10 protein-coding genes and 3 pseudogenes are annotated in these 11,224 nt (G+C 63.7%); 4 read left to right on the top strand and 9 right to left on the bottom strand.

Annotated features, from left to right (window positions below):
• Positions 1–475: pseudogene (locus DQP58_RS23615) on the top strand (hypothetical protein); the annotation flags it as partial.
• 15 nt (positions 476–490) lie between these two features.
• On the opposite strand, the pseudogene DQP58_RS23610 reads toward DQP58_RS23615, so the two are convergent.
• The 4 genes and pseudogenes from DQP58_RS23610 to DQP58_RS23595 all read right to left on the bottom strand — a co-directional run.
• Positions 491–708 (bottom strand): annotated as a pseudogene (locus tag DQP58_RS23610) (hypothetical protein); the annotation flags it as partial.
• Between the two features lie 57 nt (positions 709–765).
• Positions 766–1,674, bottom strand: a complete 909-nt coding sequence (locus DQP58_RS23605) for an NAD-dependent epimerase/dehydratase family protein (protein ID WP_112710573.1) — start codon at positions 1,672–1,674, stop codon at positions 766–768.
• 31 nt (positions 1,675–1,705) lie between these two features.
• Entirely contained in the window at positions 1,706–2,890 is a 1,185-nt protein-coding gene (locus tag DQP58_RS23600; RefSeq protein ID WP_112710572.1) for a cytochrome P450, read from the bottom strand.
• Positions 2,877–4,295, bottom strand: coding sequence for an ABC1 kinase family protein (locus DQP58_RS23595; RefSeq protein WP_112710571.1), 1,419 nt, complete (start codon positions 4,293–4,295; stop codon positions 2,877–2,879). The genes DQP58_RS23600 and DQP58_RS23595 overlap by 14 nt, the downstream gene beginning before the upstream one ends.
• A gap of 121 nt (positions 4,296–4,416) precedes the next feature.
• Between DQP58_RS23595 and DQP58_RS23590 the strand changes: the two genes are divergently transcribed.
• The gene (locus tag DQP58_RS23590) at positions 4,417–4,974 is read left to right on the top strand and encodes a TetR/AcrR family transcriptional regulator (protein ID WP_112710574.1); all 558 of its coding nucleotides are present in this window, start codon (positions 4,417–4,419) and stop codon (positions 4,972–4,974) included.
• Between the two features lie 226 nt (positions 4,975–5,200).
• On the opposite strand, the pseudogene DQP58_RS23585 reads toward DQP58_RS23590, so the two are convergent.
• The 4 genes and pseudogenes from DQP58_RS23585 to DQP58_RS23570 form a co-directional block, all read right to left on the bottom strand.
• A pseudogene (locus DQP58_RS23585) lies at positions 5,201–5,867 on the bottom strand (cytochrome P450); the annotation flags it as partial.
• A gap of 316 nt (positions 5,868–6,183) precedes the next feature.
• Positions 6,184–6,558, bottom strand: coding sequence for a limonene-1,2-epoxide hydrolase family protein (locus DQP58_RS23580; RefSeq protein ID WP_165827942.1), 375 nt, complete (start codon positions 6,556–6,558; stop codon positions 6,184–6,186).
• Positions 6,559–6,665: 107 nt separating this feature from the next.
• The gene (locus DQP58_RS23575) at positions 6,666–7,586 is read right to left on the bottom strand and encodes a TIGR03619 family F420-dependent LLM class oxidoreductase (RefSeq protein WP_112710569.1); all 921 of its coding nucleotides are present in this window, start codon (positions 7,584–7,586) and stop codon (positions 6,666–6,668) included.
• Complete coding sequence (locus DQP58_RS23570) at positions 7,583–8,425, bottom strand: SDR family NAD(P)-dependent oxidoreductase (protein ID WP_112710568.1); 843 nt, start codon at positions 8,423–8,425, stop codon at positions 7,583–7,585. Before DQP58_RS23570 ends, DQP58_RS23575 begins: the two co-directional genes overlap by 4 nt.
• A 193-nt stretch (positions 8,426–8,618) precedes the next feature.
• Between DQP58_RS23570 and DQP58_RS23565 the strand changes: the two genes are divergently transcribed.
• Positions 8,619–9,725, top strand: coding sequence for a helix-turn-helix transcriptional regulator (locus tag DQP58_RS23565; protein ID WP_112710567.1), 1,107 nt, complete (start codon positions 8,619–8,621; stop codon positions 9,723–9,725).
• 147 nt (positions 9,726–9,872) lie between these two features.
• On the opposite strand, the gene DQP58_RS23560 is transcribed toward DQP58_RS23565, so the two are convergent.
• Complete coding sequence (locus DQP58_RS23560; protein WP_112710566.1) at positions 9,873–10,112, bottom strand: hypothetical protein; 240 nt, start codon at positions 10,110–10,112, stop codon at positions 9,873–9,875.
• Positions 10,113–10,586: 474 nt separating this feature from the next.
• Between DQP58_RS23560 and DQP58_RS23555 the strand changes: the two genes are divergently transcribed.
• The gene (locus DQP58_RS23555; RefSeq protein ID WP_112710565.1) at positions 10,587–11,048 is read left to right on the top strand and encodes an SRPBCC family protein; all 462 of its coding nucleotides are present in this window, start codon (positions 10,587–10,589) and stop codon (positions 11,046–11,048) included.
• The last annotated feature ends 176 nt before the right edge of the window (positions 11,049–11,224 follow it).

Raw genomic sequence — 11,224 nt, 5'->3', positions numbered from 1 at the left:
GGCCAGTGCGGCGCCGTCGGCACCACCTGCTGCGGCCGGACCCGGCTTCGCGCCGCCCTATGCCATCGCGCCACCGGGCATTGGGTTCGGCTCGGGTCTGAGCGCCAGCGCGGGGGCGGGGGCGAAAAAGAAAGCACCCGAACCGGATTCGGCGGCGGTGCCAACCGATGCGACGGCACCACGGGCGGCGCGCGCTCGGCGCTGGCGAGGAGCGCGGCAGCGCGGGCCTGGCGACGAGTATCTGGATATTAATGTCGAGGTCGACCCGGACTGGCAGGAGCCGGCGACGACGGCGTCCGGTAACGGCGCAGGAGCCCTCGGGTTTGTCAGCACGGCCCGGAAAGGATTTGCCGCCGCGGCGGGCCTGACCACCCTGGCCGGTGACGAATTCGGCGACGGACCCCGCATGCCGATGGTGCCGGGCACCTGGGGTCCGGACAACGGCAAGGACGACCGGACGAGCCGGCGCGACTAGCGGAACGTCGCATCACGCGGTGCCCGGCTCCTGGCCCATGAACTGGTTACTGGGACACCGACGACCGTCAGACCACGGTCGCGGTAGTCCTTGGCCAGTGTCTCCAGCGCCGTGTACTGCGGCGTCAGCCCGCATTTGGAGGCGACGTTCACGACCAGCGTTGCACCGTCGGACAATTCGGCCAGTGTGGTGCGGCAAATCTGGCGGCTGTTGACATTCGCCGCCGATCCGATCCTTCCGCGAGTGCTTCTTGCCGGGCCATAAGCCGCACTAGTTTGGCCAAATAACCGTCAGTCGCCCTCTGCCATCGCGCGGTAGCCATCCCACACACTTGAGTAGCGGGGCTTCCACTCGGTGGACGCCCGGAATCGGTTGTTGCGGACTCGCAGGGAGCGAGTGATCGACGTGGTGCGCTTCCCGAGCAGTAAACCGGCGCGGCCGGGAGCGCGAAGCCACGCAGCGGTTCCGACGGCCTCAGCCATGGCGTTGGTGTTGTCGCGCGCGGTGACGGGTTGGTCGTCAACGACGTTGTAGATACCGGTTGGCGCTTCGAGGGCGGCGGTGACCGCGTCCGCGCCGTCGGCGAGCTGGATTGACGATACGTAGCTGTCGGGGTGGCCGGCCTGAAACCCGATGTGGCGACGGGCAAGTGCCATCAACTGTTCGCTGTGGGCGGCGCCAGGCCCATAGAAGATGCCAAAGCGCAGGACCACGGCTGCTCCCCCCTCTTGGGCGAACCGTCGGGCGTTAGCTTCGGCAGCGCGGTTTCCGGCTGCGGTGGGAAGGGGGTCGGTGGGCCAGTCCTCGTCGATCCAGCGGTCGCCACCGTCGCGGTAGAACATCACAACTGACTCCTGAATCAGCCGTGGAATGCCCACCTTCAGGGCGGCGTCGACGATGTTGGTGGAGCCTTCGCCGCGGACGCGGTGGTTCTCGGTCCAGGCCGACATGACGATCATCTTGTGTGTCGCCGGCAGAGCCGATGCGAGGTTCACCACCGCGTCATGGCCGTCGAATGCCCGGCAGAGACCATCACGATCAAACAGGGACACCGAGACTGGTTGCGCCCCTTGGCTGTGCAGGGTTGCGGCTTTGCCTGGTGTGCGGGCCAATGCCGAGACGGTGTGTCCCGCGGCGACCAGGGTGGGTACCGCGTAGGTGCCGATAGCGCCGGTGGCTCCCGTGACGAAGATCCGCATCAACCACTCCCCGTCTATCTCTGAACGCGTACTACATCCGGTTGAAGATCACCGGCGCGCTGAGCGGACCGCGGATGGCCGGTGTGTCCCGCCAGTAGACCGGTCCGGCCAGGGCAGGTTGGCGGACAAGGATTTTCGGTAGCGCGGTGCGCAGTTCGAGCTGTGCGAGGGCGGCGCCCAGGCAGTAGTGGGCGCCGTACCCGAACGACAAAGGCGCGGGCCCGGATCGGTCGAGGCGGAAAGTCTCAGGTTGGTCGAACACGGCAGGGTCTCGGTTGGCGGCGGCGACGACGGCGAGAACCGTTTGACCGGGGGCGATCTCGACCCCCGCGATGGTGTGGTCAGTCGTGGCGGTGCGCGCGGTGGACTGCACGGGCCCATGCAGTCGCAGCAGTTCGGTGACCAGCGCCGGGTCTTCAGGATCAATACGGTCAATGAGGCGGCCGCCGTCGTCGGTGGGGGTGAGCAGCGCGATGAGGCCGGCGCCGAGCATGTTGGCGGTGGTTTCGTGGCCGGCGACGGCGATCAGTATCGCGGTCGCCACCACCTCCTCCAGCGTGACCTCGGGGTCGGCGGCGATGAAGCTGAGCAGATCGTCACCAGGGTGAATTCGGCGATCCGCCACCAAGGGAAGGAATTCGGCCATCAACGCCGCTCCGGCACCGGCACCGGCGGCGATCTCGTCAGGGTCGGCGAGAGTTCCCAGCATCCGGATGATCGCCGGCGAGAGATCGTGCAGTAGCCGGGCGCCGCGGGGTTCCAGGTTCAGCCAACCCCCGATGACTGCGATCGGCAGGGGCAGCGCAATCTCTGCCATGAAGTCGAACGCCACCCCGGCTTCCGGCTCGTCGATCAGAGCCGCGGCGATTGCCTCAACCCCCTCACTCAGTTCGGTAACGAAGGAGCGGGTAAACACGTCACTCGCCGCGCCGCGCAGACGCTGATGGTCGGCGCCATCGGCGAACAGCATGGACCCGGCGAACATGTCGGCGCTGAGCGGATCGATCGCGGCCCGCGCCAACGGGTTGGCCAAAGGGTCACTAGTCCAGCCGGGCCCGCCGAGGATCTCGCGCGCCGCCTCATAGCTCAGGGCCAGCCAGGCCTGCGCGGTGTCATCCCACACCATCTCCCCCTGGGCGCGGCGCGCCTCGTAGAACGGGTAGGGGTCGGCGGCATCCCACGGCAACCGGATGCTGGCCAAGTCAGTGCTGGTCATGGTCATCAACTCCAAATGGCAAGCCCCGCTGAAAGACCCACGCGAAATGCTGGCGGCCCAGCTCGGTGACCGGCGGCGCGACACCGTCCATGTCATCGAGTAGCGCCCGGGTGTAAATGGTGGCGCGCAGCGCGGAGAACACCGCATTCATGGACAGGTTGATCCGGGAGAAGAACACCAGATCGGCCGGAATCGACATCTGGCGCATCGGGTGATCGGGAGCGCGGACGTCCAGCAGGAACTGGATCGCCCGCGCGGAGGCGTGCTCGGTGTAGGTCGCCGGCTGGCTGTCGAGGGTCTCGTAGAGGATGCCCTGCCACCACCGGTAAATGTCGTCGGCGGTCAGCGGGGAATCGGCGGTGAAGAAACCGTTGTCGATCATAATCTCGCGCAGGTCGTCTTTGCGGGCGTCGGCGGCGGCGCGCACGACTTGGACGATGCGTTGGCGTTGGGGCTCGGTCAGGTGCTTGACGCAGCCGAAATCGACGAACCCGACGGTTCCGTCGGCGCCGAAACGGTAGTTGCCCGGGTGCGGATCGGCGTGGAACAGGTTGGCGTGCCGGTAGGAGCCGAACACGAACCGGGCGATGATCTCCGCCCACTGATTTTTGAGGTCTTGGTCGGCGTGTTGGGCTGCAGCCCAGTCCATTCCGTCGAGATAGGTCATGGTCAGCACCTGGCCTGAGGACGCCTCAGCGATGACCTCGGGTACCCGGATGAACGGATGCTCGCGGTACAAATTGGCGAAGCCGGTGATGTTGGCGGCTTCACGCCGGTAGTCGACTTCCTCAGAGATGCGGTCGGCGATTTCGATTGAGGCACGGTCGATGTCGGGCATTGAGGCTCCGAATGCGCCGGCGGTCAATCGGAACAGCGTGGTAAGCAGCTCGGTGTTGGCCAGGTCGTCCTGGATCGCTTGGGCGACACCGGGGTACTGGATCTTGACGGCGACCTGGCGGCCATCGTGCAGCACCGCGCGATGCACCTGGCCGATGGACGCCGCGGCCATAGGCTCTTCGCTGAAGTCGGCGAACACCGCACCGATCGGCCGACCCAGCTGAGTCTTCAGAATCTGCATCGCCAGAGCTGGGTCCATCGGCGGGGCATCGGCCTGCAGCCGGGTCAGCGCCCGTTGATACGGAGACAGCTCACCATCGCCCAGCGCGGCGGTGTCGACCATCGACACCATCTGCCCGGCCTTCATCAGCACGCCTTTGGAACGACCGAGTAATTCCGCGTACCGCTCGGCGTTGCGCTCATGGAATCGCGCCACAGCGCTGGTGTCACCGGTTTTCTCGCGCAGCCCGGCCAGCATACGTCCGCCCGCCGCGCGGGCGGTGAAGCCGGCCATCGGCATTGTGCGGCGAACTCGGCCGCGCGGTACCGGCGCTCCGGTCTCGGTCATCGCGGCCCCCTTCCCGGCGCCCCAGCGCTTGATATAGTGGTGTCTTACCGAATATAAGCAACTACTTGTGAGGCGGTCAAGGGTGACGACGACCACCAAAGAACGACTGGTCACCGAAGCGATGCGACTCTTCGGCCAACAGGGCTACCGCGCAACCAGCGTCAACCAAATCGAAAAAGCAGCCGGGCTGGTACCCGGCTGCGGAGCCCTCTACAACCACTTCAAAAACAAACAGGATTTACTATCCGCGGTCATCGACCGCCAACTCGACCGCCGACGCGCCATGCACGACATCAGCGCCCTGTTCGCCGGCCGCGGCGACCTACGCACCGAACTCTCGTTGCTGTGCCGCTACCTGATCAGCGTCCTCGACCAAGAAAGCGAATTCCTGCAAGTGGTCGCCCGTACCCCCGCCGAAGAATCGCCCCGCCTCACCGACGCCTACGCCGCCCTAGTCGACGGCCTCTACAGCGAGCTCGGCGGCTGGATCAACGCCGGCGCCCCAACCCTGGACCCAGCTGAGGCCAAGCGAATCGCCGCCATTGGAATCGACGCGCTACTTGGCCGCCGCACGTCGCGAATCGTATTCCACGCCAACCACATCGATACCAACGACGAGCACTACATCACCGAGTGGACCGACGTCATCGCCTACCGGATTGCGCGAGCTACGAGTTAATGCCGGGTCGACCGACTCGGGCGGGGGCGGCGGTGCTGAGTCAGCTGCGGTGAACTCCTCGGCCCGCGCGATTCCCTGATGCCCGATCCGGTTGCGTTGCGCATGCGTTTTGGGCTCCCGGCGCGATAAGTCTTCCGGTCAGCGGGGAAACGCGCCGCCGATGCCGATGCCGATGGCATCTCGGTTCCTCACCACCTCCGCAAAAAATGTTTCCAACGCCGGCGGTGTAGTCGACCTGCCAGTGCTTGATGCCGTTGGTCCACGCAGACCGTAGCCGCTCGGGTTCGCTGATCGGCCGCAGGTCGGGCATGTGGTCGGCGACGGCGTCGAACACCAAGTCGATCGTCATCCTGGCCAGAGTGGCGCCGATACAGTAGTGAGCGCCTGTGCCACCGAAACTTAGGTGCGGGTTGGGATCTCGCAGAATGTCGAACGCGAACGGATCCTTGAAAACGTCTTCGTCGAAGTTAGCGGAACGGGTACATCATCACGACCCGCTGGCCCGTCTTGATTTGCACCCCGCCAAGTTCGGTGTCCCACAACGCAGTGCGCTGAAAGGACGTGATCGGAGTGGCCCACCTGATGATCTCATCGGCTGCCGTTGTCGGCCGATCCGCCTTGAACAACTGCCACTGATCCGGGTGATCAGTGAACGCCATCATCCCTTGGGTGATCGAGTTCCGAGTGGTCTTGCCCGCAACAGCAAGTAAGACAACGAAGAAGCCGAACTCATCGGCGGACAACGTATGACCGTCGACGTTGGCTTCGGCCAATGCAGTGACGATATCCTTGGCAGGATGAACGGCCCTCTCTGCGGCCAAACCCATTGCATACGTCATGAGTTCGGCTGATGCCGTCATCCCGTCCCGATCGGCGAATTCGCGTGAGCGTTCCACCAGATCGGCGCTGCTCTGCGCAGTTCGGCTAGTTCTGTGTCCGGCAGCCTGCGCGCGTAAAGATCGGGATCCGTGAAGTCAAATCGCGGCGGCAGCTTTTCAGTCGACATTCGACCTCCCATTGAAGTGCGTTCTCGCTGGCGCAGTTCACCATGTCCGAGTTGTTGACCGTGGATGGCTGAAAAACGGAAGGGGCCGATCTTCACGATGAAATAGAGCGATCCACAGCGTATTTCGTTATCTTCAGCTGGTGACGGCCCGTGCTCAGCAGCTGCGGGTTCTTGCGCGACGGAGCTGTTCCGGATTGGAAAAGTCAGGCGGGCGACGCGGTTGCCGCGGTCACCTGTTCTACTAGGGTCGGCAGGTCGTAGTAGTCGCGCCAACGTGCGATTCGACCATCGGCGTCAACGTCGAAAGCGCCCATAACTTCCATGGCGATTCGCTTGCCGTCGACATCGAAATTGTCGACTCGCTCGGTCAACACGGTGCCATTGTCTGTGGCGAGACTCTTGATATCGACCCTCGTGCTCGGCACCATCGCGACGATGGATTGAAGTTCCGTTCGGATGCTGTCGATTCCGCGGTGAACGCCCCTCGGGCCATCGATGTAGACGGCGTCGTCGCTGAAGAAACCGACCAGCACATCCACATCGGACTGCGGAAAGCAGCCCAAGAACTCACGGATCACCGATTCAGCAGAATTTGTCACTAGTCCCTCTTCGACGCGGGTGCCGCATGTTTGCACCACCGCACGAGGTCGCTGACTGACGTTTCATGGTGAGCCCCCTCTGATGGCTATTGCAGTTTCGGTTTGATGTCTTCGATGACCCACTGGGCGTAGTCCAGGTAGGCGTTGACGTCACTGACCGGTGGGACTGGCAGCCCGGTCATCGTCACGCCCAGTTCTGCGAACCAGCCAAGCTGGTCGATGATTTCCTGGGCGCTCATCACGGGCCGCTGGGCGGGATCGTCGATGACGACGTGGCCTTCGCCGACGCGCGAGGTGCCAAGGCCGTAGACCACTTCGAAGTCGCGGCCGTCGTAGGTCGATTGGGATTTGATGAAGTCGAGTTTGGCGGGGATGTCCTCGGGTTTGGTCAGGAACGGCGACCAGCCCGAGGCGAAACGCGCGGCGCGTTGGAGCACCGGTTCTGCATCGCCGCCGATCCAGACCGGCAGATGCGGCTTTTGCACCGGCTTGGGTTCGAACGCCACGTCTTTGAAGGAGACGTAGTGGCCGTCGAAGCTGGGCGTCTCGTTGGTCCACAGTTCGAGGATGGCGGCGAGGTATTCATCGGCTATCCGGCCACGTTCGCCGAAGGGCACCCCGAGTATGTTGAATTCTTCTGCGTCCCAACCGACTCCGAAGGTAACGGTGATGCGGCCGTTGCTCATCCAGTCCGCGGTCGACAGCGCTTTGGCCATGACGACGGGATGCTGCAGCGGGAGGATCGTGACGAATGAATTGACCCGAATGCGTTGGGTGACGCCGGCGATGAAGGCCTGGGCCACCGTGGAGTGAAAGTAGTGTGGCCCGGATAGCTCGACGTGTGATTTGGGGACGACGAAGTGTTCGGGAACGACGATCATGTCGTAGCCGAGTTCGTCGACGCGTTTGGCCATGACCGTTTGATCAGTGCCGGTCACTCCGAGTTCCCAGGGCTGCGTGAGCGCCTTGACGCGCACTGAGTTGGGTAGGGCGAGTGAAAATTTCATGGGACAGCCTGCCTTTCGGTGCATCGGTGCGGTGCCGGCCAATCACAGCCGGTCAGTTCGGCAGACAGTTCCCACAGCCGGCGGGCCATCACCGGGTCGCACGCCTTCTCCCGCAATTTGGTTGCCTGGGGTTTTCCCCACTGGATGAACCGAGGCGCCAGATAGGTTCCGGTGGGCAGGTCGGTGCTGACCGCCTCGATGTTGGCTCGTGCGGCGTTGGCCGGGCTCTGCATGTGGAAAGTCACGAATTTGTGCTCGCCGAGCCAGTGCAGCAGGCCGGTGCTGTCACGGGTGATGTCCGTATCGGCGGCACCCGGATCGGAAGCGTAGGCACGGACGCCGCGGCTCGCTAACTCCTGGATGAAAAGCATGTTGGCCAGCTTGGACTGGGCGTAGGCCGCCCACTTAGAGTAGGGGCGGGTGCGCCAGTTCAGGTCGTCGAGATCGATGCGGCCGACGGCGTGCATCGCGCTGGCCACCGAGATCACCCGATCGGTGATCTTGTCGGCCAGCAGGCACGTCAACGCGAAATGGCCTAGGTGGTTGGTCCCGATGTGCGCCTCGAAGCCATCAACGGTGAGGGTCAGCGGTAAGGCGAACACGCCGGCGTTGTTGATCAGGACGTCTACGGTGTCCACCGAATCGGCGAACGCCCGCACACTGGCCAAGTCGGAGAGGTCCAGATGACGCACCTCGACTTCGCCGCGCATGTCTGCCGCCGCCCGTTGAGCCTTGCGAACGGATCGGCAGGCGATCACCACTCTGTGACCGGTAGCGGCCAGCGCCGCAGCCGTCGCCCGGCCGACCCCACTGTTGCCGCCGGTGACGATGATCTTCATCAGCCGGCCACCAGACACTTCATCCCTGCTCCTTTAGATGCGGCCGGTCAACTCCTGTGCCGGTCCCCGTGTTAATTAGCGCTGCCGCGATCCGGCGATGCCTCATCCAAACGGAGGAGATTTGCGTTACGCTTTGCGGACCGATCACAGGACGGGCATATGCAGCATCAGCGGTGGTATTGGGACGCCGACGATGGCCACACTCGATGAGTTCTCGCGGATAGTTTCGGGGGTCTACTCCGCGGTCATCACTCCCGAACGCTGGGACGTGACCATGGCTGATATCGGGTGCGCATTTGGCGGTGTGAGCGCGGCGTTAGTGGTCAGCGACGGCGCCACACGCATCATCAAACACGCAGAGATCCCAGCCGACGCAGCCAAGAGCTACGCCGAGCACTTTGCCCGACTCGACCATGTGTTGTCGGCGGTCCAGAGCGGGCCGGTGGGTGTTGTGCGCTCCGGCGCGGAACTGATGTGGCCCTATGAACGGTGCGAATTCGCAACGGATTGGGCCCGCCCCAACGGTTTCGAGGATGGAATGTTCGTCCGTCTCAGCGAGTCTCCAAGCGCCACGAGTCTTGCCCTAGCGACGCCCAAACGGTCGGAGCGGTTCGACACCGCTGAAAATGTCGCGTTAGCACAGCATCTCGTGCCCCACTTCGAACAAGCCCTGCGGATGCAGCTACACGTCTCCGACATCGCTCATCGCGGTAGCGATCTCGCCTGGGCTACCGAGAATGTCAGACAGGCTGTCGTCATCGTTGCGCCCGGGAGTAGGCCCATCTACACCAACTCGGCGGCCGAGCGCGTGCTGCGCTCAGACGACGGACTGCGGATCCGCAAGGGACGCCTCGAAGCTGCAATAAGAAGCGCCGACGCGATGCTGCAAGAAGGCATCGCGGCTGCACTCACTCCCCGCGCCCTAGACATCTGGGGCGGGTCATTCGTTTGCGCCAGGCCCTCCGGCCGGCGACCTTACATCGTTCACGTACTACCGATCGACCAGCGGACCGTTACCTCCCCGCGGTTTGGGCGAGTGATCGTCGTGATCATCGACCCCGAACGAGAACCCGAACCACCAGCGATGCTTCTACGACGCCTATATGGCCTGACAAAGAGCGAAGTCCAAATCGCGCTGATGGTGACACGAGGCGAAGGTTTGAAGCCGATCGCCGAAGAGTTGTCGGTGTCCATAACGACAGTCAAGACCCACCTCCGACACGTCTTCGAGAAGACCGGCACCCACCGGCAACCCGAACTCGTCCGGCTTGTACTTTCCCTTGCCCCCTTGTACGGGTGAAGTGGGCGGGTCGTGTCCCTAAGCGGGTAACCCGACCCTCGGGGAATACGGTGCAATCGGGTATGGCGGGTTACCGCCATATGCAACCGTTGAAATGCGCCTCACCCTTGTGCGTGCGGGTTTGACCGGATCAGTGATCTCCGGTCGCTAGCTCATTGTCAAGGCCGTGCCCACGGCGACGCTGATCACCACCATGAGGGACACCAAAATCACCGTCATCGACGCGCCCACGATCTCTTCTTCCGTGAGGCGCCAGCGTGGTTTGTCGACAAGAGCGCTGCCCCCTAGGGGCGCAACCGCGTTAATTGCTGCGACCGCCAAAAGAAGATCGTTCGCGTCGTCCGCATGCTTCTCGATTGCCTCAAGCGCGGTGACTGCGGTCGTCATATGAACCCCCAGGATTGCGGTCGCCAATAGGCGTTATCTCGTATATCCACGGTAAGAGTGCGAGATCAAGATTGCGGCAACGCTCCTTAACGGTCGCAGCACAACCTCCCCGCTCTAGGAGCAATTGACCATGCGCAGCGTCTGTCCCCTCGAGATCCCCGAAGCTGCTTGACACCGACCACGCCGACATCTCCGCCGCCAAGCCCTGGCCACCCCCCACGACCCTTGCGCGACGACGTAGCCCGCACGCGCAGCGTCTTTTCGCGGATATCGGAATAATTACTCAGTTGGTGTGTCGAACGGGCATATGGAATCCGAGGGTCTGCGTCACGGTTTGACCATCAGGGTTCTACTCGCCAGCGGAATGCTGACCGGCGAGTTACTGGTGCTGGGGCACGCCTGCACCCAGCCACCACGTTTCCGGGGAACTGGCGCGGGTAGTACAGCCATACGTTTGAACCACAGGGAGAAGCCGTGAGCACCACTACCGCCTCGATCGATGTCAACCAGCCGATCGGCACCGTCTACAACCAATGGACCCAGTTCGAGTCCTTCCCAGAGTTCATGGAAGGCGTCGAGCAGGTGCGGCAAACCGACGCCACCCATACGCATTGGCGCATCAAGGTGGGACCGATCTCGCGCGAGTTCGACGCCACCATCACCGAGCAGCACCCCGAGGAGCGGGTGGCCTGGAAGTCCGACACCGGTCCCGAGCACGCGGGCGTCGTCACCTTCCATCGCCTCGACGACGACAAGACGCGGGTGACCACTCAGATGGACGTCGATCCCGAGGGTTTCATCGAGAACGCCGCCGACAAACTCGGCATCCTCAAGGCCCGGGTGCACGGTGATTTGGAGCGCTTCAAGAAGTTCATCGAAAGCCGACCGGGCGAGACGGGCGCGTGGCGAGGTGACGTCTCGCGCCCCGATGCCTGACCGTCGTGACATCGCCGATGTTTGACCGCGGAGCCCGATGCGGGCGGTCGCGCTGAGCGCCGAGTCACTGTTGGCGCGTGCGGCGCAGGACTCCGGTGCGGGCGGCGGAGTTTCGCTGATGCACGGGGCGCTCCCCCTGGCCGTCGAAGTCATCACCGTTGCGGCGCTGGCCTACT

The sequence above is a fragment of the Mycobacterium colombiense genome (assembly GCF_003284975.1).
In the GTDB taxonomy this organism is placed as follows: domain Bacteria; phylum Actinomycetota; class Actinomycetes; order Mycobacteriales; family Mycobacteriaceae; genus Mycobacterium; species Mycobacterium europaeum_A.
Note: the sequence above shows the minus strand (reverse complement) of the source record. Positions and strands in the feature narration are given on the sequence as shown.

Coding starts and splice junctions, on each gene's coding strand:
- DQP58_RS23605 (WP_112710573.1), bottom strand. CDS start 1,674: ATGCGGATCTTCGTCACGGGAGCCACCGGCGCTATCGGCACCTACGCG.
- DQP58_RS23600 (WP_112710572.1), bottom strand. CDS start 2,890: ATGACCAGCACTGACTTGGCCAGCATCCGGTTGCCGTGGGATGCCGCC.
- DQP58_RS23595 (WP_112710571.1), bottom strand. CDS start 4,295: ATGACCGAGACCGGAGCGCCGGTACCGCGCGGCCGAGTTCGCCGCACA.
- DQP58_RS23590 (WP_112710574.1), top strand. CDS start 4,417: ATGCGACTCTTCGGCCAACAGGGCTACCGCGCAACCAGCGTCAACCAA.
- DQP58_RS23575 (WP_112710569.1), bottom strand. CDS start 7,586: ATGAAATTTTCACTCGCCCTACCCAACTCAGTGCGCGTCAAGGCGCTC.
- DQP58_RS23570 (WP_112710568.1), bottom strand. CDS start 8,425: ATGAAGATCATCGTCACCGGCGGCAACAGTGGGGTCGGCCGGGCGACG.
- DQP58_RS23565 (WP_112710567.1), top strand. CDS start 8,619: ATGGCCACACTCGATGAGTTCTCGCGGATAGTTTCGGGGGTCTACTCC.
- DQP58_RS23560 (WP_112710566.1), bottom strand. CDS start 10,112: ATGACGACCGCAGTCACCGCGCTTGAGGCAATCGAGAAGCATGCGGAC.